The organism is Pseudomonas sp. H1_G08, assembly GCF_054681355.1.
The window spans coordinates 2,531,663-2,557,187 of sequence record NZ_CP162822.1 but is presented as its reverse complement, the minus strand read 5'-3'; the positions used below and the strand labels follow the sequence as shown (position 1 = coordinate 2,557,187).

General features: G+C 59.8%; 28 protein-coding genes and 1 pseudogene. 14 read left to right on the top strand and 15 right to left on the bottom strand.

The window, feature by feature from the left end; all coding sequences use genetic code 11:
- Window positions 1–60: 60 nt before the first annotated feature.
- The 7 genes from AB4N85_RS11595 to AB4N85_RS11565 all read right to left on the bottom strand — a co-directional run bounded on the left by AB4N85_RS11595 (window position 61) and on the right by AB4N85_RS11565 (window position 4,023).
- Window positions 61–1,062 (bottom strand): glutathione S-transferase family protein, encoded by a 1,002-nt coding sequence (locus tag AB4N85_RS11595; RefSeq protein WP_150634945.1) that lies wholly within the window; start codon window positions 1,060–1,062, stop codon window positions 61–63.
- Between the two features lie 91 nt (window positions 1,063–1,153).
- Window positions 1,154–2,155, bottom strand: a complete 1,002-nt coding sequence (locus AB4N85_RS11590) for a glycosyl transferase family protein (RefSeq protein WP_460068118.1) — start codon at window positions 2,153–2,155, stop codon at window positions 1,154–1,156.
- Window positions 2,152–2,487 (bottom strand): TusE/DsrC/DsvC family sulfur relay protein, encoded by a 336-nt coding sequence (locus AB4N85_RS11585; RefSeq protein WP_016770652.1) that lies wholly within the window; start codon window positions 2,485–2,487, stop codon window positions 2,152–2,154. The genes AB4N85_RS11590 and AB4N85_RS11585 overlap by 4 nt, the downstream gene beginning before the upstream one ends.
- Window positions 2,484–2,777 (bottom strand): sulfurtransferase complex subunit TusB, encoded by a 294-nt coding sequence (tusB, locus tag AB4N85_RS11580; protein WP_056788919.1) that lies wholly within the window; start codon window positions 2,775–2,777, stop codon window positions 2,484–2,486. The genes AB4N85_RS11585 and tusB overlap by 4 nt, the downstream gene beginning before the upstream one ends.
- Window positions 2,777–3,133: a sulfurtransferase complex subunit TusC gene (gene tusC / locus AB4N85_RS11575; RefSeq protein WP_056788922.1), complete on the bottom strand. Its 357-nt coding sequence runs from the start codon at window positions 3,131–3,133 to the stop codon at window positions 2,777–2,779. The genes tusB and tusC overlap by 1 nt, the downstream gene beginning before the upstream one ends.
- 2 nt (window positions 3,134–3,135) lie before the next feature.
- Window positions 3,136–3,528, bottom strand: coding sequence for a sulfurtransferase complex subunit TusD (gene tusD / locus AB4N85_RS11570; RefSeq protein ID WP_041477377.1), 393 nt, complete (start codon window positions 3,526–3,528; stop codon window positions 3,136–3,138).
- 165 nt (window positions 3,529–3,693) lie between these two features.
- Complete coding sequence (locus tag AB4N85_RS11565; RefSeq protein WP_041477057.1) at window positions 3,694–4,023, bottom strand: DUF6388 family protein; 330 nt, start codon at window positions 4,021–4,023, stop codon at window positions 3,694–3,696.
- A 133-nt stretch (window positions 4,024–4,156) separates the two neighbouring features.
- On the opposite strand from AB4N85_RS11565, the gene AB4N85_RS11560 reads away from it, so the two are divergent.
- Complete coding sequence (locus AB4N85_RS11560) at window positions 4,157–4,507, top strand: hypothetical protein (protein ID WP_041477055.1); 351 nt, start codon at window positions 4,157–4,159, stop codon at window positions 4,505–4,507.
- Window positions 4,508–4,609: 102 nt separating this feature from the next.
- Here AB4N85_RS11560 and AB4N85_RS11555 read toward each other — a convergent pair whose 3' ends face one another.
- A complete protein-coding gene (locus tag AB4N85_RS11555; RefSeq protein ID WP_150634949.1) occupies window positions 4,610–5,035 on the bottom strand; it encodes a GNAT family N-acetyltransferase in 426 nt (141 codons plus the stop codon).
- Between the two features lie 152 nt (window positions 5,036–5,187).
- Between AB4N85_RS11555 and AB4N85_RS11550 the strand changes: the two genes are divergently transcribed.
- From AB4N85_RS11550 to AB4N85_RS11530, 5 genes are all read left to right on the top strand, one after another.
- Window positions 5,188–5,628, top strand: coding sequence for a hemerythrin domain-containing protein (locus AB4N85_RS11550; protein ID WP_016775257.1), 441 nt, complete (start codon window positions 5,188–5,190; stop codon window positions 5,626–5,628).
- Window positions 5,629–5,835: 207 nt separating this feature from the next.
- Window positions 5,836–6,471, top strand: coding sequence for a lytic polysaccharide monooxygenase auxiliary activity family 9 protein (locus AB4N85_RS11545; RefSeq protein ID WP_252867860.1), 636 nt, complete (start codon window positions 5,836–5,838; stop codon window positions 6,469–6,471).
- Between the two features lie 98 nt (window positions 6,472–6,569).
- Window positions 6,570–7,157, top strand: coding sequence for an NUDIX domain-containing protein (locus AB4N85_RS11540; protein WP_252867859.1), 588 nt, complete (start codon window positions 6,570–6,572; stop codon window positions 7,155–7,157).
- A 148-nt stretch (window positions 7,158–7,305) separates the two neighbouring features.
- Window positions 7,306–9,033 (top strand): gamma-glutamyltransferase, encoded by a 1,728-nt coding sequence (gene ggt / locus AB4N85_RS11535; RefSeq protein WP_252867858.1) that lies wholly within the window; start codon window positions 7,306–7,308, stop codon window positions 9,031–9,033.
- Window positions 9,034–9,097: 64 nt separating this feature from the next.
- Window positions 9,098–9,631, top strand: coding sequence for a cysteine hydrolase family protein (locus AB4N85_RS11530; RefSeq protein WP_095182052.1), 534 nt, complete (start codon window positions 9,098–9,100; stop codon window positions 9,629–9,631).
- Between the two features lie 156 nt (window positions 9,632–9,787).
- Here the strand turns inward: AB4N85_RS11530 and AB4N85_RS11525 are convergent.
- A pseudogene (locus AB4N85_RS11525) lies at window positions 9,788–10,100 on the bottom strand (DUF7693 family protein).
- A 160-nt stretch (window positions 10,101–10,260) separates the two neighbouring features.
- On the opposite strand from AB4N85_RS11525, the gene AB4N85_RS11520 reads away from it, so the two are divergent.
- On the top strand, window positions 10,261–11,706 hold the full coding sequence (locus tag AB4N85_RS11520; protein WP_041477048.1) for a SulP family inorganic anion transporter: 1,446 nt from the start codon (window positions 10,261–10,263) through the stop codon (window positions 11,704–11,706).
- Here AB4N85_RS11520 and AB4N85_RS11515 read toward each other — a convergent pair.
- Window positions 11,674–13,905, bottom strand: a complete 2,232-nt coding sequence (locus tag AB4N85_RS11515) for a response regulator (protein ID WP_460068110.1) — start codon at window positions 13,903–13,905, stop codon at window positions 11,674–11,676. The genes AB4N85_RS11520 and AB4N85_RS11515 overlap by 33 nt on opposite strands.
- Window positions 13,906–14,091: 186 nt before the next feature.
- Window positions 14,092–14,610 (bottom strand): carboxymuconolactone decarboxylase family protein, encoded by a 519-nt coding sequence (locus tag AB4N85_RS11510; protein WP_460068107.1) that lies wholly within the window; start codon window positions 14,608–14,610, stop codon window positions 14,092–14,094.
- Window positions 14,611–14,741: 131 nt separating this feature from the next.
- Between AB4N85_RS11510 and AB4N85_RS11505 the strand changes: the two genes are divergently transcribed.
- Entirely contained in the window at window positions 14,742–15,557 is an 816-nt protein-coding gene (locus AB4N85_RS11505; protein ID WP_460068104.1) for a cupin domain-containing protein, read from the top strand.
- Window positions 15,558–15,560: 3 nt separating this feature from the next.
- Here the strand turns inward: AB4N85_RS11505 and AB4N85_RS11500 are convergent, their stop codons facing one another.
- Window positions 15,561–16,454, bottom strand: coding sequence for a DMT family transporter (locus AB4N85_RS11500; protein WP_252878501.1), 894 nt, complete (start codon window positions 16,452–16,454; stop codon window positions 15,561–15,563).
- Between the two features lie 89 nt (window positions 16,455–16,543).
- Between AB4N85_RS11500 and AB4N85_RS11495 the strand changes: the two genes are divergently transcribed.
- A complete protein-coding gene (locus AB4N85_RS11495; RefSeq protein WP_460068101.1) occupies window positions 16,544–17,875 on the top strand; it encodes an aminotransferase-like domain-containing protein in 1,332 nt (443 codons plus the stop codon).
- A 40-nt stretch (window positions 17,876–17,915) separates the two neighbouring features.
- Window positions 17,916–18,293: a c-type cytochrome gene (locus AB4N85_RS11490; protein WP_252878499.1), complete on the top strand. Its 378-nt coding sequence runs from the start codon at window positions 17,916–17,918 to the stop codon at window positions 18,291–18,293.
- 503 nt (window positions 18,294–18,796) lie between these two features.
- Here AB4N85_RS11490 and AB4N85_RS11485 read toward each other — a convergent pair.
- Window positions 18,797–20,452 carry a sensor domain-containing diguanylate cyclase gene (locus tag AB4N85_RS11485; RefSeq protein ID WP_460068099.1) on the bottom strand — a complete coding sequence of 552 codons (1,656 nt, stop codon included), beginning with the start codon at window positions 20,450–20,452 and terminating at the stop codon, window positions 18,797–18,799.
- Between the two features lie 177 nt (window positions 20,453–20,629).
- Between AB4N85_RS11485 and AB4N85_RS11480 the strand changes: the two genes are divergently transcribed.
- On the top strand, window positions 20,630–20,965 hold the full coding sequence (locus AB4N85_RS11480; RefSeq protein WP_024013386.1) for a hypothetical protein: 336 nt from the start codon (window positions 20,630–20,632) through the stop codon (window positions 20,963–20,965).
- A 74-nt stretch (window positions 20,966–21,039) separates the two neighbouring features.
- Here the strand turns inward: AB4N85_RS11480 and AB4N85_RS11475 are convergent, their stop codons facing one another.
- Together AB4N85_RS11475 and AB4N85_RS11470 are read right to left on the bottom strand one after the other, a co-directional pair.
- On the bottom strand, window positions 21,040–21,519 hold the full coding sequence (locus AB4N85_RS11475) for a phage infection protein (protein ID WP_423663287.1): 480 nt from the start codon (window positions 21,517–21,519) through the stop codon (window positions 21,040–21,042).
- A gap of 124 nt (window positions 21,520–21,643) precedes the next feature.
- Window positions 21,644–22,213 (bottom strand): chorismate mutase, encoded by a 570-nt coding sequence (locus AB4N85_RS11470; protein ID WP_236168587.1) that lies wholly within the window; start codon window positions 22,211–22,213, stop codon window positions 21,644–21,646.
- Window positions 22,214–22,411: 198 nt separating this feature from the next.
- Between AB4N85_RS11470 and AB4N85_RS11465 the strand changes: the two genes are divergently transcribed.
- From AB4N85_RS11465 to AB4N85_RS11455, 3 genes are all read left to right on the top strand, one after another.
- Entirely contained in the window at window positions 22,412–23,770 is a 1,359-nt protein-coding gene (locus AB4N85_RS11465; protein WP_041477039.1) for an MATE family efflux transporter, read from the top strand.
- Window positions 23,771–23,858: 88 nt separating this feature from the next.
- Window positions 23,859–24,884, top strand: coding sequence for an acyltransferase family protein (locus tag AB4N85_RS11460; RefSeq protein ID WP_252876549.1), 1,026 nt, complete (start codon window positions 23,859–23,861; stop codon window positions 24,882–24,884).
- A 62-nt stretch (window positions 24,885–24,946) separates the two neighbouring features.
- The gene (locus AB4N85_RS11455) at window positions 24,947–25,504 is read left to right on the top strand and encodes a YceI family protein (RefSeq protein WP_252876548.1); all 558 of its coding nucleotides are present in this window, start codon (window positions 24,947–24,949) and stop codon (window positions 25,502–25,504) included.
- Window positions 25,505–25,525 lie beyond the last annotated feature (21 nt).

Sequence of the window (25,525 nt, the reverse complement as noted above, 5' to 3'; positions counted from 1 at the left end):
TACAGAGGAACGCTTTCTCATGTAGGAGTTGCCGAAGGCTGCGATCTTTTGCTTCTGCTGTTAGCCCTTTAACCAAACCCCTTTCCCGATCAACCGCGACCGGTCATGCGCTACGCTGAAATCCTGCTGCGGCCCCTTCGGCACCACGCCGGTCGGGTTGATGGTCTTGTGGCTGCCATAGTAGTGATGCTTGATGTGCTGGAAATCCACCGTCTCGGCAATACCCGGCCATTGATACATCTCGCGCAGCCAGTTCGACAGATTCGGGTAATCGGCAATCCGCCGCAGGTTGCACTTGAAGTGCCCGTGATACACCGCGTCAAAGCGAATCATCGTGGTAAACAGGCGCACGTCGGCCTCGGTCAGGTATTCCCCGCTCAGGTAGCGATTGGCACCCAGCAGTTGCTCCAGATGATCCAGTTCGGCGAATACTTCATCGAACGCCTGTTCGTATGCCTGTTGCGAGGTGGCGAACCCGGCACGATAGACACCGTTGTTCACCGCCGGGTAGATCCGCTCGTTCAGCGCATCGATCTCGTTGCGTAGCGGCGCCGGATAAAAGTCCAGATCGTTACCAGTGATCCCGTCGAAGGCGCTGTTGAACATGCGGATGATTTCCGCCGATTCATTGCTGACGATGCGCTTGAGTTTCTTGTCCCACAGCACTGGCACCGTCACGCGCCCGGTGTAATCAGGCGTGTCGGCGGTGTATCGCTGATGCATGAAATCGAAGCCATCGAGTTTGTCGCCTGTCGAACCCAGCGCCTTGTCGAAGGTCCAGCCGTTCTCCAGCATGAGCCAGCTGACCACCGACACGTCGATCAGACCTTCCAGCCCTTTGAGTTTGCGCAGAATCAGCGTGCGATGCGCCCAAGGGCAGGCGAGGGAAACATAGAGGTGATAGCGCCCGGCTTCAGCAGTGAAACCGCCTTCACCGCTGGGGCCTGGTTGACCGTCGGCGGTCACCCAGTTGCGGCGTTGCGCCTGTTCGCGCTGGAACGCGCCGTCCTTGCTGCTTTCGTACCACTTGTCCTGCCAGTGGCCGTCGACGAGTAAACCCATGATCAAGACTCCCAAAACCAATATTCGTTGGAGTCGAGTCTATTCCGATGAGTTCGAACAAAAAGCGCAAAGATCGGGCGCTAATGATCGGTTAGATCGATGTGTTGCGTGCCGCCCAATATTGCTCTGCGGTCGCAAAGGCCTGTTCGCGATTCTGACCGAGACCGCGCAGGGCGAGGGCCATGGTCGCAATCAAGGCCATTTGCGGGTAACTGTCGACCACATCGCCACGCCACACGGCTTTCAAGTGCTCGATTTCCAGCGAAGCGGGTTTGACGTGGCGCTGCGCTGACAGCTGCGGCCATTCTTCGTCCCAGCTCTGACCGCCGCTGGTGCCGTAAAGGTGGCTGGTGGCGTCGGGGTTGATCTCGATTTCACCGCCATCACCCTTGACCACAATTGCCGCGTCGCCGAGCAAGCCGCTGGCATCGCGATGCACCGCCTGGTAACCCGGGTGAAAAATGCTTTGCAGGCCGCAGCGTGCGCCCAACGGATTGAGAATCCGCGCCAGCGAGTGGATCGGCGACCGCAGGCCCAAGGTATTGCGCAGGTCGATCATCTTTTGCAACTGCGGCGCCCAGTCCACGAGCGGCATAAACGCCAGGCCGCCGTTGTCCAGTGCCGCGCCGACCTGCTGCCAATTGCGGCACAGGGGAATGTTCAGTTCGCCCAGCAGTTGTTCGCTATACAGGCGCCCGGCCGTGTGTGCACCGCCGCCATGCATGAAGATGCGCACGCCGTTTTGCGCCAGGCACTTGGCCGCCAGCAGATACCACGGCAGGTGGCGTTTTTTGCCGGCGTAGGTCGGCCAGTCCAGGTCGACATTCAGTGCCGGTGCCTGCAAGCGTGCGCGCAGGGCTTCGGTGAAACCGGCCATTTCCTCTGCGCTTTCTTCCTTGTGCCGCAGCAACATCAGGAAGGCACCCAGTTGCGTATCTTCGACCTTGTCATCGAGCACCATGCCCATGGCCTCGCGGGCTTCCTCGCGCGTCAGGTCGCGGGCGCCGCGCTTGCCCTTGCCGAGAATGCGCACGAATTGCGCGAACGGATGCTCGGCAGGCGTTTCGAGGGTCAAAGCTGGAAAGTCGTTCATAGGCAATTCGTCGGTTTGGGCAGGCCCGCCAGTTTCGCGGCGAGTTTGGCAGGGGTGCCTTTGAACAGTCGGTTCAGGTGCAGGCTGTTGCCTTTGTCCGCGCCGAGTTTCAACGCGGTGTACTTGATCAGCGGCCGCGTGGCCGGCGATAGCTGGAATTCGGCGTAGAAGCTACGCAGAAGCTCAAGGACTTCCCAGTGTTCGGGCGTCAACTCGATGTCTTCAGCGGCGGCGAGGGCGCTGGCGACTTCAGCCGACCAGTCGCTGAGGTCAACGAGAAAGCCGTCCTTGTCCAGTTCGATGGCGCGGGCGCCGACGGTCATTGAATTCATAGCCAGCTGTTGACCTTGGCGTGATGGATCGACAGTTCGACAAACGCCGGGTAGTCGATGGCCTCGGCCCAGTCTGGAATCTCGATCGCACGCGCCTGTGCGTCCTCAATCAATACAAACAGTCTGATTGCTCGCTCTTGAAGGGTTGAGAACGGCACAGTGTCCGGTTGCAGCGCATACACCGCATCGCCGGACAACAATACCGCATCGGCGCTGCCGAGCAGGCGCAGGCAACTGCTCAGACGATCGTCGCCGAACGGGGAATGAGACAACACATGCAAAGTCGACATCAGAGGGTGATCACCTGATCGTAACGGTCAATAAGGGCGGTGATGTGTTCAGCAGCAAGCGGCTGCGCTTCGTCCAGCGACAGTTTGCCAAGACCGCGAGCATTGGCGCTTTCGGCGCAATAGAACAGCTCTTCGACACCAAACATCGGCAGCGCCTGCAGATTGGCGCTGAGGTCTTTCTGCTGCAAGGCCTTGGCGTTCTGCCCGGCGGCCAGTTGCAGCACGCCGTCATCGAGAAACAGCAAACCGATCGGCAGATCAAAGGCGCCACCGGCGAGCACGATATCCAGCGCTTCCCGCGCACCGGGGCCGGACCATGGCGATTGGCGGCTGATGATCAACAGCGATTTGGCCATGTTCAAGCGCCTCCGAAACAGATGAGACGGTCAGCGTCCTGCACGGCATCGTGCAATTGACCCAGACCGGACAATTCCCACGGCGCGCTGAGCGAAATCGCTTCACGCTGGTAACGCTTGGCTTCTTCTTCGTTCAACACACCACGGCGCAGAGCGGCGGCGATGCAGACCACCCCATCCAGTTGCTTTTCGTTGATGAAGGCGCGCCATTGCTTGGGCAAATCCTGTTCATCCTGCGGCGTCACCACTGCATCGGAGGCGTTGAACACGCCGTCCTGATAGAAGAACAGCCGGACAATCTCATGGCCGCCGGCCAGCGCGGCCTGGGCAAACAGCAGGGCACGGCGCGAGGAGGGCGCATGGGCGGCGGAAAACAGCGCGATGGCGAACTTCATGATGGACTCGATCAGCGAAACTGCGGCCATGATAAAGCTTTATCGCTCGTGCCGCGAAACCCGAGTTTTACGCAGATACCTTTGTAGGAGCTGCCGAAGGCTGCGATCTTTTGATCTTGAAGAGCAAAATCAAAAGATCGCAGCCTTCGGCAGCTCCTACATCGATTACGGGGTGATGCCGTAAAGATCGCAATACTCGATCCAGTCCATCCCCGCCATTTCCGCCACTTCCCGATGCACTTCCAGGCGTTGCGCCTGATAGTCCTCCGGTGAATCAGCGGTCAGCTGCAACGTCAGCTCCCAGGCAAACAACCCCTGGCTTTCTGCCTCAGCCTCGAATGCTTCATGCAAGCGTTCTTCGCGGTACTGCGCCTGGGTTTCACCCTTGGCCTGAGCCAGCAGCGGGTTGAGATGGTCGAGGGTCTCGCGCAGTTCGGGTCGCGCATCGAGAAACAGTTTCAGGGCGTGTTCATGTCGTTGGTCGCTAGGCGCCATGTAATGTCCTTGTGTGGCTGAAGATCTCAGAGTGCCGCAGCTGCTCACGCGTGTCGCGCATAAAAACAGTAAAGCAGAACGATTTGCCGCGTTGCAGTGCTACAGTCCGCTTTTTTCTCGATGAGCAAATGCAATGCGAATGCTGATGGTAGTGCTGGCGGCGGCCCTGTTGGCCGGGTGCGCCGGTTCGGTGATGAACGATGCTCGCAGCAAGAGCCCGGACAAGGTCCTGACCTCGGACAAGCCGGAGAAAGACGTCGCCCGGTGCGTGCAATTCGCCTGGCAGGATGAAGCGGTTTTCGGCGTCGACGCGGCGGCCTATCTGGAGCCGCGCGAGTCTGGCGGCACGACGGTCTACACGCGTTCAGCGGAGTCGTTTGTCGATGTGATTACCGAAGCCTCGGGTACGACTTTGAATTACTACGCACAGCAGAGTGATTTTGTCGCGATGCGGCGCATGGCGGCGATGGCGACCTGCCTCTGATTGTGTGTCGAGGCGGCTGGCGCTGTCGCGAGCAGGCTCGCTCCCACAGGTTGAATGCTTTCCAGTGTGGGAGCGAGCCTGCTCGCGCAAAGGGCGATACAGTCAGTCGATCAGCCGCTTCTGGAAAAAATGCCGCTTGTGCCCCGGTGGATAGTCAACGATCTCACCGAACTGGCTGAAGCCCAGCTTCTTGTAGAACTCCGGCGCCTGAAAATCGAAGGTGTCGAGCCAGATTCCGTAGCAGTTTCTATCTTCGGCCAACGCTTCTGCCTGTGCCATTAACCGGGAACCAATCCCCAGTCCGCGACTTTGTTCCGGTACTGACAGCAAATCGATGAACATCCAGCGCAAAGTCACTCGCCCGTACAACCCGCCCAGTATCGCGCCATACTCATCTTTTACCATCAAGGCGAACGGCTCGGTTTTCGATATGCCGGTCTTCGCATCGTTGTATTCAATCAACGGTTGGAGAATGGCCTGGCGCTGTTCCTCGGTAGGATTTTCTGTCAACTCGATACGCAAATTCATGCATGACTTCCTTGTGTAATTGAACGCCCAGCCTAACCCGTCCGGGCAAACGCCTCCAAGCCCTTCGATCGAACAAGCGGAACCGTCAAACCAGCGTTGCGGTCTAGGCTTTTATCGCGTCTTTCCCTGAGCGCGATTGATGAGGAAATCCCGTGAATATTTTTGAAGCCCTGCGCGAAAGCCACGAGCGCCAGCGCACTTACGCCAAGGCTCTGATCGCGACCAGCGGCGACAGCCCTGAGCGGGTCGAGGCCTACAAGCAGCTCAAAGCAGAACTGCAAGCGCATGAAACCGCTGAAGAGCGGCACTTCTACATCCCGTTGATGGAAATCGACGAAGGCGTTGACCTGAGCCGCCACGCCATCGCCGAGCACCACGAAATGGACGAGATGATGGAAGAACTCGACGAGACCGAGATGTCCAGTCCGGCGTGGCTGGCCACGGCCAAGAAGCTCTCCGACAAGGTTCATCATCACCTCGAGGAAGAAGAGCACAAATTCTTCCAGATGGCCGGCAAGCTGCTCGACGATAAACAGAAAACGCAACTCGCCGGGCAGTACGAAAAGGAGTATCAGGCGCAACTGTCTGAATGACCAAAGGCGACTCGGCGTGTAGGTGTTCAGCTACACGTTGAGTGCGATGCGTCGTCGGGCACTGGTTATGCATCCAGTATTTCCGGGCGTTTTACGTCTTGCACGGTGGGACTGTGACAAAAGCGCCGATGGACAAAAAATTCACCTCCGTTAGCTTGAAGGCCTCTCCTCGGGAAGGAGAGTTCTCAAATCAACGGAGTGAACATGATGAATCAGGCAATCCCACAAACCCAACTCAAACACGGTCGTGTCATCACGCCAGCAAGTCGCGGCGCAGTGGCCATTGACCTCGGCTTGCTCGGCGCTTGGCAAGTCAATGAAATGGAGGGCGGCAAAAACTTTCCGGCCGTGAATGCCGGGCCGTTCCCGCAACCCTTCGAGACCGACTCGGACAGCGTCGCGCCGCCGGCCGATGGCTACATTCTCAGCGGCGGCAAGACCGATGCCCGCGATTGCGTCAATTACACCGACGACGAGATGAGCAAGAAGCTCGGCCGTTCATTCAACTGGCCGCTGCTTAATGTCGATCCGGGGCAGATTCTCGAGGTCAGCTGGGCGTACACCGCGCCGCACACCACCCGTGGTTATCGCTGGCTGATCACCAAAGACGGCTGGGATCCACAGCAACGCATCAGCCGTGCGCAGCTCGAAACCCAGCCGTTCTTCGAAGACTTCTACCCGCAAGTGCCGTATTACAGCCATGCCGGCGAATTGAAGGCCAAGGTTGATCACCAAGTGCAACTGCCGACGAACAAGAAGGGTCATCACGTCATTGTGCTGATGTGGATCGTCGCCAACACCGGCAACGCCTTCTACCAGGCCTTCGACGTCGACTTCCAGTAACAACCCAAGCTGAACGAGCCCGGTAGCGCTGCCGGGCTTTTTTTGTCGGCGCAATTGTCCGACCATGGCAGTCCCCCATGAAAACAGGATCAGACGCGATGTCCAACACAGCCGAACGGGTCAACATCGTCGACACACAGGTGTTGTCCCACGACTGGTATCTGCTGAAGAAAATCACTTTCGACTACCACCGCAACAACGGTGAATGGCAGCGCCAGACCCGCGAGGTCTACGACCGGGGCAACGGCGCGGCGATTCTGCTGTTCAACCGCGAAAAGCGCACGGTTGTGCTGACCCGCCAGTTTCGTTTGCCGGTGTTCGTCAACGGCCACGATGGATTGTTGATCGAGGTGGCGGCGGGGTTGCTGGAAGGTGCCGCGCCGGAGCAACGCATTCGTGACGAAGCCGAGGAGGAAACCGGTTATCGCGTGCATGACGTGAAGAAAGTATTCGAGGCGTATATGAGCCCCGGCTCGGTGACGGAGAAGCTGCACTTTTTTATCGCCGAATACGACGCCGCGTCCAAAGTCAGCGACGGTGGTGGGCTGGAAGAGGAAACCGAAGAACTGGAAGTGCTCGAATGGGGCTTCGATAAGGCACTGGCAGCATTTCAACGCGGCGAGATCTGTGACGCCAAGACCATCATGCTGTTGCAATACGCAGCGATGAATAACCTCTTCGCTTGATTCGGGCAGGAGCTGCCAACGGCTGCGATGGCTCAGCACACTGGCTGAACGGGGAGGCGCAATACGCAAAGCCGACCATACTGCTTGTTGCTTCTGAAGCGTTGCCCTGCGTTTTGCGCAGTCCCCAAAAACAAAAAGAGATCGACTCATGAAGTACGAACCTTTGGCCAGATCGCTCATTGCGACCTCCCTGGCGCTCAGCTGTCTCATGGCTCACGCGGCATCAGTGGCGCCGGTGGCGGCGGAAAACGGCATGGTGGTCACCGCGCAACATCTGGCGACCCATGTCGGCGTCGATGTGTTGAAAAACGGCGGCAATGCCGTGGATGCGGCAGTGGCCGTGGGCTATGCGCTGGCGGTGGTCTATCCGGCTGCGGGCAATCTTGGCGGTGGCGGGTTCATGACCATTCAACTGGCGGACGGACGTAAGACCTTTCTCGACTTCCGCGAGAAAGCCCCGCTGGCAGCGACCGCCAACATGTATCTGGACAAGGACGGTAACGTCATTCCGGAACTGAGCACGCGCGGCCATCTGGCCGTCGGGGTGCCGGGCACTGTGTCCGGCATGGAGCTGGCGCTGAGCAAATATGGCACCAAACAGCGCAAGGACATGATTGCCCCGGCGATCAAACTGGCCGAAGACGGTTTCGAGCTGCAGCAGGGCGATGTCGAGCTGCTCGAATACGCGACGGATGTGTTCAAGAAGGACATGCGCGATTCCGGCTCGATCTTCCTCAGCAACGGCGAGCCGATGCAGGTCGGGCAGAAACTGGTGCAGAAGGATCTGGCGAAAACCCTGCGGACGATTTCCGAGAAGGGCGCCGACGGCTTCTACAAAGGTTGGGTCGCCGATGCCATTGTCACGTCCAGCCAAGCCAACAAAGGCATCATCAGCCAGGCCGACCTGGACAAATACAAGACTCGCGAACTGGCCCCGGTGGAATGCGATTATCGCGGCTATCACGTAGTCTCGGCGCCACCGCCCAGCTCCGGTGGGGTGGTGATCTGCCAGATCATGAATATCCTCGAAGGCTATCCGATGAAGGACCTGGGCTACCATTCCGCTCAGAGCATGCACTACCAGATCGAAGCGATGCGCCACGCGTACGTTGATCGCAACAGCTACCTCGGCGATCCGGATTTCGTGAAGAATCCGATCGAGCACCTGCTGGACAAGAACTATGCGACCAAACTGCGCAACGCCATCCAGCCGCAAAAGGCCGGCGTGTCGGCTGAGCTCAAACCCGGTGTAGCGCCGCATGAAGGCAGCAACACCACGCACTATTCGATCGTCGACAAGTGGGGCAATGCGGTCTCGGTCACCTACACCCTCAACGACTGGTTCGGCGCAGGCGTGATGGCGAGCAAGACCGGGGTGATTCTCAACGATGAAATGGACGACTTCACCTCCAAGGTCGGCGTGCCGAACATGTACGGGCTGGTCCAGGGTGAGGCCAATGCCATCGCACCGGGCAAGGCGCCGCTGTCGTCAATGAGTCCGACCATCGTCACCAAGGATGGCAAAGTGGTGATGGTGGTCGGCACGCCGGGTGGTAGCCGGATCATCACCGCGACCTTGCTGACCATGCTCAATGTGATCGATTACGGCATGGGCCTGCAGGAAGCGGTCGACGCGCCGCGCTTCCATCAGCAGTGGATGCCGGAGGAAACCAACCTCGAAGACTTCGCCGCCAGCCCGGATACGAAAAAGCTCCTCGAGAGCTGGGGCCACAAGTTTGCCGGCCCGCAGGATCCCAACCACATCGCCGCGATTCTGGTCGGCGCGCCGTCACTGGACGGCAAACCGGTTGGCAAGAATCGCTTCTACGGCGCCAATGATCCACGGCGTAATACCGGCTTGTCACTGGGTTACTGAGCGGAGTAAAAAGGGGCGGGCTCAGGTCCGCCCCATCTCAAGGACTGATCAAGGAAGGCTCGACATGACCACCGCATTACTGATCATCGACGTCCAGCAAGCACTGTGTGCTGGTGAATATCAGTGTTTTGAAATCGACCGCGTGATCGCCACGATCAATGATCTCAGCCAACGCGCCCGCACAGCTGGCGTTCCGGTGGTGTTGATTCAGCACGAAGAAAAGGACGGTCCGTTCGTGCATGGGGCGGACGGTTGGCAACTGGCCGAAGGTTTGCTGACTTCGACGAAAGACCTGCGTGTAGGCAAGACTACCGGGGATTCTTTCTACCAGACCGATCTCGGCAAGCTGCTGCCCAGCGAGGACTTCGAACGCCTGATCATCTGCGGCCTGCAAACCGATTACTGCGTCAACGCCACGGTGCGCAGCGCGCATAAGCTGGGCTACGACGTCGTAGTCGCGCAAGATGCACATTCGACGGTCGATAACGGCAACATGAGCGCCGAAGACATCATTGCCCAACACAACAAGGACTTCGCCGCCCTGACCAGTTCCGTGGCACGGATCGACGTCAAACCGGCAGCCCAAATCACCTTCTGAACTCACACAAACCCCCTGTGGGAGCGAGCCTGCTCGCGAAAGCGCTATGACAGCCAACATCAAACCGACTGATATACCGCCTTCGCGAGCAGGCTCGCTCCCACAGGCATTTGGTCGGTCTCAACATCAGAGAGCACCGCAGTCGGAAACGATGCACTAGGTTTGGACGCGATTCGCATCACGCAGCAACCGCTCGATCTGCGCCAGTTCCCATGTGCTGAGCAGACTCACCGGGTCCGTGCCATAACGCTGCCAAGTGTCCAGCGTCGCTTCATCCCCGGCGCAGTTGCGCGCGTATTCACAGTGATGCAAGTGTCCCTCGGCGAAGTCCAACAGCAGATGCCAGCCCTCGATGTAAACGGCAATCAGCCCGGACTGGGACATTACCTCGCAGACTTCGAACGCAAGCACGCCCAGCGCAGCTTCGCAGACGCTGACACACATCCCGGGCGGACAAAAACGCTGACATGCTGCGACTCGATTCGATGGACAAGCCTGCAAGGATAAGGCCCGCGCCACTCCATGTCAGCGTTTCACTGGCCCGAGGCCGAACAATTCCGTAACATTCGCCTCCCTCTTTTTTCGCGAAAACAGCAGCCGTGCCCAGCGGCCGCTCAGTCAGGTAAGCCATGAAACCGATTCGTCTGCGCGCCGACGTCCTCGCCGGACTCACCACCTCGTTCGCCCTGTTGCCCGAATGCATTGCTTTCGCCCTGGTCGCGCATCTCAATCCGCTGATGGGCCTGTACGGCGCGTTCATCATTTGCACGCTGACAGCGTTGTTTGGCGGCCGGCCGGGCATGGTTTCCGGCGCGGCGGGCTCGATGGCGGTGGTGATCGTCGCGCTGGTGGTGCAACACGGCGTGCAATATCTGCTGGCAACGGTGCTGCTCGGCGGTCTGATCATGATGGCGTTCGGGCTGTTGCGCTTGGGCAAACTGGTGCGCATGGTGCCGCATCCGGTGATGCTCGGTTTCGTCAACGGCCTGGCGATCATCATTGCCCTGGCGCAACTGGAGCACTTCAAAAGCGGCGAGCACTGGCTCAGCGGTACGCCGCTGTATCTGATGACCGGGCTGGTGCTGCTGACCATGGCCATCGTTTACATTCTGCCGCGCCTGACCAAAGCGGTACCGCCGGCGCTGGTGGCGATCCTTGGTGTCGGCCTGCTGGTTTACCTCTTCGGCCTGCCGACCCGCACCCTCGGCGACATGGCGCACATTGCCGGCGGTCTGCCGACTTTCGCCATGCCAGACATTCCATGGAGCCTGGAAACGCTGCGCATCATCGCCCCGTACGCAATCCTGATGGCGATGGTCGGACTGCTGGAAACCTTGCTGACACTGAACCTGACCGACGAAATCACCGAAACCCGTGGCTATCCGGATCGTGAGTGCGTGGCGCTCGGCGCGGCCAACATGGTGTCCGGTGCGTTCGGCGGCATGGGCGGTTGCGCGATGATCGGCCAGACCGTGATCAACCTCAGCTCCGGCGGGCGCGGGCGCTTGTCCGGTGTTGTTGCCGGTGTGCTGATTCTGTTGTTCATTCTGTTTCTGTCGCCGCTGATCGAGCGTATCCCGCTGGCCGCACTGGTGGGGGTGATGTTTGTGGTATCGCAGCAGACGTTCGCCTGGGCGTCGTTGCGGGTGATCAACAAGGTGCCGCTGCACGATGTGCTGGTGATCATCGCCGTAACCACCATCACCGTGTTCACCGATCTGGCCACGGCCGTGCTGTGCGGGATCATCATCGCCGCGCTCAATTTCGCCTGGCAGCAGGCGCGCGAACTGTACGCCGATGAACACCTGGAGGCCGACGGCAGCAAGCTCTATCGCCTGCACGGCACGCTGTTCTTTGCCTCGACCACGCCGTTTCTCAATCAGTTCGATCCGGCCAACGATCCGGCGAAAGTCACTCTCGACTGCCGACACCTGAGCTTTGTCGATTACTCGGCGATTGCCGCGTTGAAAACCCTGCGTGAACGCTACGCCAAGGCTGGCAAGCACTTACAGGTGTTTCATCTGTCGGAACGCTGCAAGAAATTACTCAAGCGCGCCGGCGTCGATCACGACTGACGCCGCTGGTTTTGCGTCCTTGAGCCAGGTCTTGCCGAGAATCCGCGAGACCTGTTCGGCGGAGTAGGGCTTGGCGAGAAACTCGAAACCTTCGTAACCGCTGCGGGCCAGTTCTTCGCTGTAGCCGGAAGTCAGAATCACCGGTAGATCGGGGCGGCGCTGGCGCAGCTCCCTGGCCAGCGCGACGCCGGTGATGCCCGGCATGACCACGTCGGAAAACACCGCATCGAACGCGCTGGCATCGCTGCCCGCCAACTGCAGGGCTTCTTCAGCGTTGGTTGCCCATGCGGTTTCATAGCCCAGATCCTGGAGGATCTGGTTGGCGAAACGGCCGACGTCGAGATTGTCCTCGACCACCAGTACCCGGCGTTTTTCGCAGGCCGGCTGTACCTCGCCATCGTCCTCGGTGCTGTCCTGTTCAGCCTCGTCCGCCGGCACTTGCGGCAAATACAAGGTGAACTCGGTGCCTTGTCCAAGGACGCTGGAGACGTCGACGTTGCCGCCCGATTGCTTGGCGAAGCCGAACACCTGCGACAGCCCCAGCCCCGTGCCTTTGCCGACAGCCTTGGTGGTAAAGAACGGTTCGAAGATGTGTTCAAGGGTGTGTGCGTCGATGCCGGCACCGGTGTCGGCCAGGGCAATCGACACGAAATGGCTGCTGGACCCGGCGTGACCGCGAATCGGCGGCAGCGCTTTGTGGCATTCCAGGCGCAATTTCAGCTCACCCTGACCGTTCATGGCGTCGCGGGCGTTAAGCGCAATGTTGATCAACGCGGTTTCGAACTGACTGAGGTCGACACGGATGTAGCAGGGGTGATCCGGGCGTTCGACGCACACGTGAATCTGCGCGCCGGTGACCGATTCGAGCATCTCGCCGATGTTTGCCAAACGTTCGCCGGCGTCGACTACCTGCGGATTGAGCGGCTGGCGGCGGGCGAAGGCGAGCAACTGGCTGGTCAGCTTGGAGGCGCGCTCGACGGTGTCGGACACCGCGCGCATGTAGCGCTGACGGCGTTCTTCCGGCAGGTTGGGCTGGCGCAGAAAATCCACCGACGAACGAATGATCGTCAGCAGATTGTTGAAGTCGTGGGCGACGCCGCCGGTCAATTGGCCGATGGCTTCGAGCTTCTGCGACTGGCGCAACGCCGACTCGGCCTGGGCCAGGCGCAAGCTGCGCTCTTCGACCCGTTGCTCCAGCGTGGCGTTGAGCTCAGCCAGCGCCAGCAGGCCTTCACGCACATTGGCATCGGCGCGCACCCGCTCGATGTGCGCCCAGCACCGTTCGGTCACTTCGCTCATCAATGCCTGCTCAAATTGCGACCAGACCCGCGGCACTTTGTCGTGGACGGCCATCAATGCGGTCAGACGGCCCTGCTTGATCAGTGGTACACAAATGGTCGCGGTAATACCGATGGCCTGAAAGGTCGCCGACTCTTCCGGTGGTAGCTCGCTGCGGTTGTCATGGATGACCAGCGGTTCCCCGGCGCGCAGCAGACGCACTGCCTTCTCACCGAAATCGCGCAGGCGGTAGTGGCCGACGATGCTTGGCGAACCCGGTGCCGCATAGTCGCCGCGAATGGTGAAGCCGTCCTCGTCGGCATCCATGTCGGCGTACGCGCAGTTGGACAATTGCAACTGCTCGACCATCAGCCGGGTGCTCGCCGCCAGGATTGCTTGCGCATCGGTGGCATTGGTCACCGCTTCGCCGATGGCATCGAGGACGGCCAGGCGTTGGTTGAGATAAACGGTCTGGGTGGTCTCGGTGACCGTGTCGAGCATGCCGACGACATTGCCGTGGGAGTCACGAATCGGGCTGTAACAGAAAGTGAAGAACGCCTGCTCCGGACCGTTGCCGCGTTCGATCTTCAGGGCAAAGTTTTCGATGTAGGTGGCTTGGCCGGCATAGGCCGCCTCGGCTATCGGGCTGATCTCATGCCAGGCTTCTTTCCAGATGTCGCTGAAAGGACGTCCCAGCGCATGCGGCTTGTCGCCGAGAATCGGCACGAAGGCGTCGTTATAGAGAGTGATCAATTGCGGGCCCCAGACGATCGCCTGAGGGAAATGCGAGGCGAGACTGAGCGAGACAGTGGTCTTGAGTACATCGGGCCAGTTTTCCAACGGGCCGAGGGGCGAATTCGCCCAGTCGTGACGGCGGATCTGCCCGGCCATCTCGCCGTTGTCTTGCAACCAGTCTGTCATGGGGTTCGTATCTTTCCGGGCATTTGTCTGAGAACAAAGACCTGCGCGCAGGGTGTTTGGTTTCAGCGCACCAGACACTGTTTGCGCTGCGAATTATTCTGACCTACATCATGGCAGCAAAAAACAGCGCTGGCGAAAAGAGCATCTTTTCGCCAGCGGATTTTTCTTCAGTTCGTGAGCGACTGCTCAGGCCTCGACGGCCGGGAAATCAATGTCGGTCAACGCCGTGTTGTTCAGGTAGTTGGTCAATGTCTGCATGGCCACCAGGGCAATCACTTCGATAATCTTGCGGTCATCGATACCGGCAGCGCGAGCAGCGGCCAACTGTTCATCGCTCAAGTGGCCACGGGTTTCGGTCAGTTGGCGGGCGAGGGCTGCGTAGGCATTCAGTTCGCCTTGACGGGCCGCGACGATGTCCTGTGGCGAGAGCCCGGCCTTGCCGGCGAACATTGTGTGTGCGGACAGGCAGTAGTCGCAGCCGTTTACTTGCGAAGTGGCGAGGTAGACGGCTTCTTTTTCCTGGGCGCTGAGCGAGGTCTTGCCGAGGATCGCCGAAGCTTGCAGGTAAGTGTCGAATGCAACTGGCGCTTGGGCGAGGGTAGTGAAGACGTTGGGCAGGAAGCCGATTTTTTTCTTCACGCCTTCCAGTGCAGGACGGGTGGCATCGGTGGCGGTGTCGAGGCTGATAGCGGGGATGCGGCTCATGGTGATTCTCCGAAATTCCGCAGCGAAGTGCAGCGGCGATGGAGAGATCTTAGGGGCTGCCAATGGCGCTTTGGCGGCAAATCGTCGAGGATATGCGGCAGATCGTCCAGATATGCCTTCGGGAGTCAGCCATGGATCGCCTTTCCACATTACTCAGTCATTTCGGCGTGAACGCCGGCACCTTTCATAGCGGCGCGTTTTGCGGCGTGAGCGTTCACGAAGGCGAGCCGGTCGGGCACGTGCATGTTCTGCAAGCCGGGGCGTTGCTGCTCAAACCGGGCAACGAGCGGGAGATCCGTCTGGACGAACCGTCACTGATTTTCTTTCCCCGGCCGTTTACCCATCGAATTTTTGCCGACGAAGCCATGGCCAGTCAGATTGTCTGTGCATCGCTGACCTTCGACGGCGGCTCGGGCAATGCCCTGGCCGCCGCGCTACCCGACTATCTGGTATTGAAACTCACCGACATCCCGGAACTGCGCAGCACCCTTGACTGGCTGTTCAATGAAGCCTTTGAAGGGCATTGCGGGCGCGTGGCGGTGATGGATCGCCTGTTCGAATTGCTGGTGATTCTGTTGCTGCGCCATCTCATCGGCAGTCGAGATCAGCAACCGGGCATGATGGCCGGGCTGGCTGACCCGCGCTTGTCTCGCGCTTTGAACCTGATCCATGAGCAGCCGCACAAGCCTTGGACGGTGGCCGATCTCGCGGCGGCGGCGAACCAGTCCCGCGCCGGTTTTGCCGAGCAGTTTCGCCGCGTGGTCGGGCAGACACCGGCCGATTATCTGCTGAGCTGGCGCGTCAGTCTTGCGCAGAAACGCCTGCGCGAAGGCCGGCCGATTGCGCTGATTGCCGAAGAGGTCGGTTACGAAAGTCCGTCCGCGCTGGCCCGGGCCTTTCGGCGCAAGACCGGGCTGAGTCCTCGGCGATGGAAAGCCGGACACTGAATACTATTTGGCAAATTTCTTCGCCCCGGCCACGCAGAGAATCACCCCAAGCGTTACGCCGAGCATGCCGACGCTGACCTGCTCGTGCAGCAACGTCGCCGCCAGCGCCAGACCGAAAAACGGCTGCAGCAACTGCAACTGCCCGACCGCCGCAATCCCGCCCTGGGCGAGGCCGCGATACCAGAACACAAAGCCGATCAGCATGCTGAACAGCGACACGTAGCCCAGGCACATCCACGCAGGCAAGCTGATGTTGCCGAACGAGGCGGGCGCCAGCCACAGGCTCAGCACTGCCATCAGCGGTAACGACATTACCAGCGCCCAGCAGATCACCTGCCAGCCGCCGAGGCTGCGTGACAGTTTCGCGCCTTCGGCGTAACCGAGGCCGCAGGCGAGAATCGCCGCGAGCATCAGTAGATCCCCAGTCGGCGAGGCGCTCAGTCCCTGGGACAGGGCGAAGCCCACCACCAATGCGCTGCCCAGCACCGAAAAGATCCAGAACACCGGCCGTGGCCGCTCACCGCCACGCAAGACACCAAACATTGCCGTGGCCAGCGGCAGCAATCCTACAAACACGATCGAATGCGCTGACGTTACGTGCTGCAATGCCAACGCGGTCAGCAGCGGAAAACCCAACACCACGCCCAGCGCCACAATCACCAGCGACAGCCACTGATGGCGCGACGGTCGCGGTTGCTTGAACAACAGCAGAAGTCCGACCGCCAGTGCGCCGGCAATCGCTGCTCGCACCACGGTCAGAAACACCGGATCGAATTCCAGCACCGCCAAACGTGTGGCCGGCAGCGAACCGCTGAAAATCAGCACGCCGATAAAACCGTTGATCCAGCCACTGGTTTTTTCCAGCGCCGGGTGGGCCGCAGTCGATGTTGTGTGCATGTCGGTTGCGCTCAAATAGTGGGTTGTATTGCGGCGATCCTAGGGCTGAGAATCAGCACAATCAAAAAATTGTCATGGATACAGCCTGCATGCCCCGATCCCGTTACAAGACCTTGGTTGACCGTTATGCGGCGGATATTCGTGGCGGACGACTGCCGCCGGGCACGCGATTGCCTACGCATCGGCAACTGGCGGCGCAGGAAGGACTGGCGCTGGTTACCGCTTCACGGGTTTATGCCGAGCTTGAGGCGATGGGCCTGGTCAGTGGCGAAGCCGGGCGCGGCACTTTTGTGCGGGAAACGTCGCTGGCGCCGGGGCAGGGCATCGATCAGAAAGACGTAGCGGTCGGCATGATCGACCTGAATTTCAACTATCCGTCGTTGCCCGGTCAGGCTGAGCTGTTGCGCACGGCGTTGCGGCAACTGGCGTTGTCCGGCGATCTCGAAGCGTTGCTGCGTTATCAACCCCACGCCGGACGTGCCCACGAACGCGCCTCGGTGGCGCGACATTTGTCGACACGCGGCGTGACCGTTGAAGCCGACCAAGTGCTGATCGTCAATGGCGCTCAGCAAGGTTTGGCGGTGACGCTGATGACCCTGCTCAAGCCCGGTGATGTGATCGCCGCCGATACGCTGACCTATTCCGGGTTCAAGGTGCTGGCCGACGCGTTGCATCTGGAAGTGCTAGCGATCCCGATGACAGAGCACGGCCCGGATTTGCCGGCACTGGACAGGCTCTGCCGCCAGCGTGCGGTGCGCGCCGTGTACAGCATGCCGACGCTGCACAATCCGCTGGGCTGGGTCATGCCACTGGAACAGCGCGAGCAATTGGTGGCGATTGCCCGGCGCTATGATCTGACACTTATCGAAGATGCGGCCTACGCGTTTCTGGTGGAAAATCCGCCGCGAACCTTGATCGATCTGGCACCGGAACGGACGTTTTACGTATCGGGCCTGTCGAAAAACATCGCCACCGGTTTGCGCGTCGGCTTCATCGCGGCGCCGCTGCCTCAAGTGCCCGCACTGGAACGAATCATTCGCGCGACAACGTGGAACACGCCCGGGGTGATGACCGCCATTGCGTGCGGTTGGCTCGACGACGGCACCGTCACCGTGCTTGAGGAGCAGAAGCGTAGTGATGCCATGGCCCGGCAGACGTTGGCGGCCGAGGTGCTGAAAGGGCTGCGCTACATTGCTCATCCGGCCTCGTATTTTCTGTGGTTGCCGTTGCCCGAAGATGTGCGTGCCGATCAGATCGTGGTCGAGTTGATGCAGCAGCAGATTTCGGTCACCACCGCCGAGCCGTTTTCGCTGTCGGCCAATACGCCCCATGCGATTCGTCTGGCTCTCGGGTCGGTGGACATGCACGTGTTGCGTCAGGCGTTGATCACTGTCAGAACGATTGTCGGCGCTTATCTGTAAACTGCGTTCACGCCATGAAAAGCCAGGTTTGGACTGTTTAATGAAATTCACCACAGCACTGCTTCTCGCCTTGATCTTCAGCACCAGCGCTCAGGCTGAGGGCGATCCTGAAGCCGGGGCGAAAATCTTTCCGCGTCTGTGCGGCGGTTGCCATCAGGTTGGCGAGTCGGCTCGTTCGGGGTTTGGTCCGCAGTTGAACGGCATCGTTGGCCGGGCTGCGGGGACTTCGGCAAATTATGTTTATTCCGATGCGATGAAGAACTCGGGGATTACTTGGGATCGGGCGACGTTGAAGGCTTATCTCAAGGATCCGAAAGGGGTGGTGCCGGGGACGCGGATGATTTTCTGGGGGCTGAGTGATGAGGAGAAGTTGAATAATTTGTTGGCTTATCTGCAGAGGTTCAGTGCTGAGCCCTAGTCGGGCGATGGTTTCCTGGCTGATTGAGTACATATCCATTGCTGCGGTAACGGCTGCTTAGGGTTCCGCCCTTACGGCGGGTCACCTTTTTCAAACGCCAAAAAGGTAACCCAAAAGGCTTGCTCCTGCGTTCGGCCCTCGCAGGCTCGGGTCCCTTCGCTGCGGGATCGATCCGGGCGCAGCGGCTACGGTTTGCTTCGCTGCACCTCCTTCCGCTGTGTCTGGCTGCGCCAGACGGTCGCTGCGCTCCCACGCCCGGATCAATCCCTCCGCTCAGCCTTCCGACGTCGCCGGTAGATCAAGATCAAAAGCACTCGAGCTAACGCTCATTGTTGAGTGGGGCGGCTTCGCCGCGGGCAGCTGCGCTGCTTTGCTTTTCTGTGGGAGCGAGCCTGCTCGCGAAAGCGGTTCTCCAAACGACCAATATCGCCGGCTTTACCCCATCCCTGTGGGAGCTGGCTTGCCAGCGATGGCAGCCTGTCTCTGGTTGCTATACGCCGGTGTCAGTGAGCATGGAACGCCACCTGATTGCGCCCCGCAGCCTTGGCCTGGTACAGCTGCTGATCGGCGCGTTTGATCAGGGCCGTGTGGTTTTTGTCTGCCGGATCTGTCAGGCCAAGGCCAATACTCACCGTGACGTTGCCGGCGCCCGGAAACTGCGCTTCGGCGACCGCTGCGCGAATTTTTTCGGCAACGACTTCCGGGGTGTCGGGTTGCGCGACTTCCGGCAGCAGTACGGCGAACTCTTCGCCGCCGTAGCGGGCGACGAAATCGGTGCTGCGTACGCTGTTCTGGATCAAGGTCGCCAGTTGTTGCAGGACCTCGTCACCGACCGCGTGGCCGTGGCTGTCATTGATGCGTTTGAAGTGGTCGGCATCGATCAGCAGCAGGGCAAAAGGGCGCCCGGTGCGTCGGGACAGCAGCGAGTATTCAGTGATTTTTTCGTCAAAACGGCGACGGTTGTAAACGCCGGTCAAGCCGTCGTGTGTGGCCAGACTCAGCAGTTCGGCGTTGGCCTCGGTGAGTGCGGCAGTGCGTTGCGCCACGGTGGCTTCCAGCGAGGCGTTGGCTTCTTGCAGTTCGCGCTCCTTGCCTAGTAGCGACTGCGTCATTGCGTCGATGGACTGGCCGAGCTGGGCGATTTCCAGTACCGGATGCTGCAGCTGGAACTGCGCGCCGGACTGGTTGTTCTGCACCTGTTTGGCCGAGTGCGCGAGTTGTTCGATCGGCCGGCTCAGGTACAGCGCCAGGTAATAAGCCACTAGACCGAAAACGATGGCGGCGAAAACGCCGAGTATCAACAGTTCGTATTGCAGCGTCCGCGCCGGTTGCAGCGCAGTCTCCAGTGGCTGGCGGATGGCAATCGACCACGACAGCGCCGTGCCCGATGGCGTCGGCACGGTGACCATGCTGGTCAGGTACCCGTTGGCCGCCGTCCAGCCCGACAATACCGGATCGTTGGTCGCCAGTTGTTGGCCCATCAGCGCTTCGGGGTAGAGCACCTTGCCATCGTGGTCGACGATCAGCGCCTGGATATCCGGCGCCGAGTTTTTGTGGGAAAACGCCGCCGACTCGACGATGCGCGTCACCCAACTCCAGTGTGCATGTGCGCCCAGCACGCCAATCACCTGCCCTTCGGCATTGTGGATTGGCGCGGCAAAATCGATGAAGCGCAACGGCTCGCCATTGGGCAGGCCCGGCAACAACTTGGCCAGCAACACTGCTTCGTGGGGATCGCCGGTGTATTGCCGGCGCAAGCCGATCTGGAACCACGGGCGTTTCTGCACCGATTGACCGACCAGCAGATCATTGACGGCCTGGCGGACGTTGCCCTCGGCGTCGGTGACGCCCATCCACGCATATTCGGCGCGCGCCTGGGTGCGCAACTGCATCGACTTGAGGATGGCTGGGTTGTCCAGATCTCCGCGCTCCAGATGCGGTGCGCGACTGAGCAGGTAGACCTCCAGTTGCCGTTCGCGCAGTTGTTCGCCCAACAGCGTCGCCGCTGCACGCGCGGTGTTCAGCAAGGCGTTGCCGCTGGCCTGCTTCATTTGTTCGGTGGCGATATGACCGACATAAAAGCCGACGCTCAATAACGTCAGCAGGGACAAACCGCCGAACCACAGGGTGAGATGGCTACGCAGACTGGCTTTGAACATGGAGGCGGGTGTCTGTCTTTATTGAAGTGGCGCCATGGTATGCGACATCGCCGATGGGCGGCCAGCGAACGGGTTCATGTAAATATAAAGAAGATTGATGTTAATGAGCCATCATTTTGGTTAGAATGCGCGCCGCCCGAGAGACGGATCCCGGGCGTTTTCCCATGGAGTTTTACCGTGAAATACCTCAGCAAAGTAGTCGCCGCCGCACTGTTCGGTGTGGTTCTGGCAGGTTGCACCGGCGCCCCGATGAAAACCGCCCATTACGACAGCAACCAATACACCGTGGTTGGCCACAGCGAAGCATCGGCCACCGGCCTGCTGCTGTTTGGCATCATCCCTATCCGCCAGAACAGCCGATTTGTGCGCGCGCAAAACGCGGCCATCCAAGCCAAGGGCGGCGATGCAATGATCAACACGCAGGTTCAGGAAAACTGGTTCTGGGCCTGGGTCCTGACCGGTTACACCACCACCATCTCCGGTGATGTGGTCAAGCTGAAAACCGCGCAGTAAGCGACGGTTGAATGCAAAAAAGCCCGGCTGATCAGGCCGGGCTTTTTCATGGGTGTTGCGGTCATGCAGTAGATTCATGCAACGCGGCGCTCGATCAGACGATCAGAACCACCCTCGGCAACACGGCGTTCGAGCAGACGATCAGAGCCACCTTCAGCAACGCGGCGTTCGAGCAGACGATCAGAACCACCCTCGGCAACACGGCGTTCGATCAGACGATCAGAGCCACCCTCGGCAACACGGCGTTCGATCAGACGATCAGAGCCACCCTCGGCAACACGGCGTTCGATCAGACGATCAGAGCCACCCTCGGCAACGCGGCGTTCGATCAGACGATCAGAGCCACCCTCGGCAACACGGCGTTCGATCAGACGATCCGAACCACCCTCAGCGACGCGGCGTTCGATCAGACGATCAGAGCCACCCTCAGCGACGCGGCTTTCGATCAACTTGTCCGAGCCGCCTTCAGCGACCAGGGTGTGAGCAGGTGTTGCTGCAAAAGCGTTAACTGCGAAAACCGAGAAAGCGATGCCGAGAAGGGTTTGGCGTTTCATGATCGTGTGCTCCAGGAAGTTGTTTGTTTGTCTGGAGCCGATGTTACGCCGCGCAGTTTTTATGAGAACTTCATTGACGTGATGGTGAACATCGACGCCGATGATGTTTGCCATGAGCGGCGATTCAGAGGGCTTTTGCCCGAATGCACAACTCGCCGCTGGCACGAATCAGCGCCATGTCATGCAGCGAATCAGCGGCCAGACCGTTGCGGACATTGGCCAGCCATGCCGGGCAATTCGGATCCTGGCGATAGGGCGCGAAGGCGGCGTACTGCTGCAACAAGCGCTTTTGCAGTTCATCCAGGCGCGGGCGGATCTGTTTGCCCAGATCCGGACGCGGTGTGTCCGGTGCAGCACCTGCCGCTTGCCATTGCGCGAGCAGGCCGTATTGCACCAGTTTGTTCGCTTCCATCTGTGCGGCGATCAGTTGCGCGACATCGTCTGCGTCGAGTTGATGTTCGGCGGCCAGAGTTCGGGCATTGGCGATGACCTGCGCCTCTCTCGGGCTGTCCTGGATCGGCTTGCCGCTGTCCCACTTGGTCAACGCAACCAGATCGCCGATGCTCAGGCGTTCATTCAAAGTGGCCAGTAGCGGTTTCAATGAAGCAGGCGCCGCTGCGGGTGCGGCCGCTTGAGCGTAGGCGGCCGACAGAGCGAGGAGGGAACCAAGCAGAAAATTTGCAACGTTACGCATGAACCGAGCCTCAATATTACGTGTCGACAGAATCGCTGATTTACCACAGCCGCACACTGACACAAAGCGATGCCTGGCATTTACACAAATGCAAAACAGGCAATCAACGCCGATGGGAAATGTTGATTGCACGCTGCACGCAACTCACCGAAGCTATCGTCAATCAGGCCTGCCGCCGTCGAGATGGACCTCCATTCAATGCAAAGCGCCACCTTCGCCAAGCCGCTCTGGCAAACCTATCTGCTGTTTCTCGCGCCGATGGTCCTGTCGAACTTCCTGCAATCGATGTCCGGGACGGTCAACAGCATCTACATCGGCCAGATGCTCGGCACCCAGGCGCTGGCGGCGGTATCCGGCATGTTTCCCGTCGTGTTCTTTTTCATCGCCCTGGTCATCGGCCTTGGAGCTGGCGCGGGCGTGTTGATCGGTCAGGCGTGGGGCGCGCGCGAAACGCACATGGTCAAGGCGATTGCCGGAGCGACGTTGCTACTGGGTGTGTTGATCGGTTTGGTCGCGGCAGTGCTGGGCACGGTGTTTGCGCGACAGGCACTGACGGGGTTGGGCACGCCGGCGGATGTGCTCGACGACGCGGTGGACTATGCCCACGTCATGTTGTGGATTCTGCCATCGCTACTGGTATTCGTGCTGTTCACCCAATTGCTGCGTGGTGTCAGCGATACGCTGTCGCCACTACTCGCGCTGATCGTCTCCACCACCGTGGGGCTGGCGCTGACGCCGGCGTTGATTCGCGGCTGGCTGGGCTTGCCACCGTTGGGCATTCAGAGCGCGGCGTATGCCGGGCTGGCGGGGAATCTCTCAGCAATGGCGTGGCTGGCCTGGCGGCTGATCCGCAAGGGCCATCCGCTGGCGCCGGATCGAGAGTTCTTTGCCGCGCTGCGACTGGATCGGGCCATTCTCGGCAAGGTCCTGCGCATCGGCCTGCCCACCGGCGTACAGATGATCGTGCTGTCGTTATCGGAGCTGGTGATCCTGGCACTGGTCAACCAGCACGGCTCGCAAGCGACGGCGGCCTATGGCGCAGTAACGCAGATCGTCAACTATGTGCAGTTTCCGGCGCTGTCGATTGCGATCACCGCATCGATCCTCGGTGCCCAGGCGATCGGCGCCGGGCATTTGCAACGCATGGGGCCGATCCTGCGCACCGGGCTGTTGATCAACGTGTGCCTGACCGGTGGCCTGATTGTGCTGGGTTATCTGCTATCGCACTGGTTGCTGGGCCTGTTCCTGACCGAGGACTCGACCCGGGCGATGGCCGAGCATCTGCTGCACATCATGCTCTGGAGCCTGTTGGTGTTCGGCTTCCAGGCCATCATCGGCGGGATCATGCGCGCCAGCGGCACCGTCCTGGTGCCGGTGGTCATTTCGATTGTCTGCGTGGTCGGCGTGCAGTTGCCGGCGGCGTACTGGCTCGATGGGCAGTTCGGTTTGCAGGGTGTGTGGATGGCTTTTCCGGTTGCCTATCTGGGGATGCTGATACTGCAGACGCTCTATTACAAACTGGTCTGGAAACACCAGAAGATCGAGCGGTTGATTTAGGCACGGCGGACAAACATTTCTCTGTCCCCCGAGACGAAAGCATCGTAGCGTATGCGCCCACAACAATAAGGGAATGACGAGGGTTCAAGTGGGAGCTTTTCGACTGCTGTTGGCGGTGTTGGTCGCTGTATCTCATATGGGCAAAAAGTTCGCCGGACTGAATCCTGGTGTGATCGCCGTCATCTCGTTCCTGATCATCAGTGGATTCGTCATGGCTTCGCTCATCGAGCGAAACTACCGTGAGCCGAGGAAGATCGGTCTGTTCTATATCGACAGGGCTCTGAGGTTGTATCCGCAATTTCTGGTCTACTTCGTCGCCTCGTGTCTGGTTATTCATTTTCTGTTGCCCGGTACGCCCCAAGCGGCTGAGCTGACATGGAAGACCCTGTCCACCAGTTTGCTCATGCTACCGCTTGGCTATTACATGTTCGGCGTCGGCGGGACCGAGATCCTGCCACCGGGCTGGTCGCTGGGGCTGGAAATGAGTTTCTACCTGCTGATTCCATTTCTGCTGATTTGCAAGGCGCAGGGTGTCGCCTTTGCTGTCTCGGTCGGGGTTTTTCTGCTGGCCTGCCTGGGCTTCATCAATACCGATGTCTATGGATATCGTCTGTTGCCGGGTGTGTTGTTCATCTTCCTGTGCGGCTGTTATCTATACCAACGCAATATCAGAGCAATGGTCGTTGTCACCGGCACAGCCGCTGCGGCGGGACTGCTGTTTGTAGCGATCATGGTCGGATGGATTGAGCGTCGTCCGTTCAATGCCGAAGTCACTCTGGGTATCGCCGTGGGCATTCCCTTGGTCTACCTGTTGACCAAACTCAAGTTCCACCGGATGGACGAGTTCCTGGGCAATATCAGTTATGGCGTGTTTCTTAACCACTTTGTGGTGATGTATCTACTGCGGGGTTTTTGGCCCGTCGCGTATGACGCCTACGTTGTCGGAGCGGTGCTGGCGTTGTCATTTTTCTGCAGTGGCCTGACGTATTACTGCGTCGAGCGACCGGCGCTGAAGTTGCGTCACCACCTGCGCGGCAGGGCGAAGGAAAGGCCGGTTCAACCGGGGAGCGCCGAGAAAATTGTATCCCCTTTGGGTGAGCGTGAACTGGCATAACGCTCGGCTGTTTGCTTAAGTCAACCAAGGCCCTCGACGACACACGCCGCCCGGAGAATTCCATGACGTCGCGATTGCTGCTGGTTGCCGCGTTTACATCCTTTGTCATGGCCTGTGCGCAGGCCGCTGAATATAACCGGGTCAACACCAGCGCCAGCCAGATCAGTTTCACCTACAACCAGATGGGCTCGCGAATGTACGGCACCTTTGGCAAGTTCGAGGCGGCTCTGGATTTAGATACCGAAAACCTTGCCAACGCCCGCACCACCTTGCATATCGACCTGAGCAGCATTGACGCCGGCAGCGAAGACGCCAATACCGAGCTGGTGAAACCCGCCTGGTTCGATACTGAAAAATTCCCGCTCGCGGTATTCGAGTCCCGCCGCTTCACCCAGGTGGCCGAGCATCGTTACCAGGTCGCCGGTCAGCTCACGCTCAAGGGCGTCACTCGCGATGTCGAGGTGCCGGTGGAGCTGAAACCGGACAACGCCATTGGCATTTTCGACGGCGAGCTGGTGCTCAACCGTGAGGAGTTCGGCCTCGGCGCAGGGGAGTGGGCGGACAGCGTGGTGTCGAAGGACATCTACATCAAATTCAGGGTGGTGGCGCCACAACAGTGACGGTTCGATAGATTCGGCGCG

Coding starts and splice junctions, on each gene's coding strand:
- AB4N85_RS11505 (WP_460068104.1), top strand. CDS start 14,742: ATGGATCGCCTTTCCACATTACTCAGTCATTTCGGCGTGAACGCCGGC.
- AB4N85_RS11495 (WP_460068101.1), top strand. CDS start 16,544: ATGCCCCGATCCCGTTACAAGACCTTGGTTGACCGTTATGCGGCGGAT.
- AB4N85_RS11510 (WP_460068107.1), bottom strand. CDS start 14,610: ATGAGCCGCATCCCCGCTATCAGCCTCGACACCGCCACCGATGCCACC.
- AB4N85_RS11585 (WP_016770652.1), bottom strand. CDS start 2,487: ATGAATTCAATGACCGTCGGCGCCCGCGCCATCGAACTGGACAAGGAC.
- AB4N85_RS11565 (WP_041477057.1), bottom strand. CDS start 4,023: ATGGCGCCTAGCGACCAACGACATGAACACGCCCTGAAACTGTTTCTC.
- AB4N85_RS11485 (WP_460068099.1), bottom strand. CDS start 20,452: ATGTTCAAAGCCAGTCTGCGTAGCCATCTCACCCTGTGGTTCGGCGGT.
- AB4N85_RS11545 (WP_252867860.1), top strand. CDS start 5,836: ATGAATCAGGCAATCCCACAAACCCAACTCAAACACGGTCGTGTCATC.
- AB4N85_RS11595 (WP_150634945.1), bottom strand. CDS start 1,062: ATGGGTTTACTCGTCGACGGCCACTGGCAGGACAAGTGGTACGAAAGC.
- AB4N85_RS11540 (WP_252867859.1), top strand. CDS start 6,570: ATGTCCAACACAGCCGAACGGGTCAACATCGTCGACACACAGGTGTTG.
- AB4N85_RS11490 (WP_252878499.1), top strand. CDS start 17,916: ATGAAATTCACCACAGCACTGCTTCTCGCCTTGATCTTCAGCACCAGC.
- tusB (WP_056788919.1), bottom strand. CDS start 2,777: ATGTCGACTTTGCATGTGTTGTCTCATTCCCCGTTCGGCGACGATCGT.
- ggt (WP_252867858.1), top strand. CDS start 7,306: ATGAAGTACGAACCTTTGGCCAGATCGCTCATTGCGACCTCCCTGGCG.
- AB4N85_RS11590 (WP_460068118.1), bottom strand. CDS start 2,155: ATGAACGACTTTCCAGCTTTGACCCTCGAAACGCCTGCCGAGCATCCG.
- AB4N85_RS11520 (WP_041477048.1), top strand. CDS start 10,261: ATGAAACCGATTCGTCTGCGCGCCGACGTCCTCGCCGGACTCACCACC.
- AB4N85_RS11555 (WP_150634949.1), bottom strand. CDS start 5,035: ATGAATTTGCGTATCGAGTTGACAGAAAATCCTACCGAGGAACAGCGC.
- tusD (WP_041477377.1), bottom strand. CDS start 3,528: ATGAAGTTCGCCATCGCGCTGTTTTCCGCCGCCCATGCGCCCTCCTCG.
- AB4N85_RS11475 (WP_423663287.1), bottom strand. CDS start 21,519: ATGAAACGCCAAACCCTTCTCGGCATCGCTTTCTCGGTTTTCGCAGTT.
- AB4N85_RS11515 (WP_460068110.1), bottom strand. CDS start 13,905: ATGACAGACTGGTTGCAAGACAACGGCGAGATGGCCGGGCAGATCCGC.
- AB4N85_RS11530 (WP_095182052.1), top strand. CDS start 9,098: ATGACCACCGCATTACTGATCATCGACGTCCAGCAAGCACTGTGTGCT.
- AB4N85_RS11465 (WP_041477039.1), top strand. CDS start 22,412: ATGCAAAGCGCCACCTTCGCCAAGCCGCTCTGGCAAACCTATCTGCTG.
- AB4N85_RS11470 (WP_236168587.1), bottom strand. CDS start 22,213: ATGCGTAACGTTGCAAATTTTCTGCTTGGTTCCCTCCTCGCTCTGTCG.
- tusC (WP_056788922.1), bottom strand. CDS start 3,133: ATGGCCAAATCGCTGTTGATCATCAGCCGCCAATCGCCATGGTCCGGC.
- AB4N85_RS11455 (WP_252876548.1), top strand. CDS start 24,947: ATGACGTCGCGATTGCTGCTGGTTGCCGCGTTTACATCCTTTGTCATG.
- AB4N85_RS11500 (WP_252878501.1), bottom strand. CDS start 16,454: ATGCACACAACATCGACTGCGGCCCACCCGGCGCTGGAAAAAACCAGT.
- AB4N85_RS11560 (WP_041477055.1), top strand. CDS start 4,157: ATGCGAATGCTGATGGTAGTGCTGGCGGCGGCCCTGTTGGCCGGGTGC.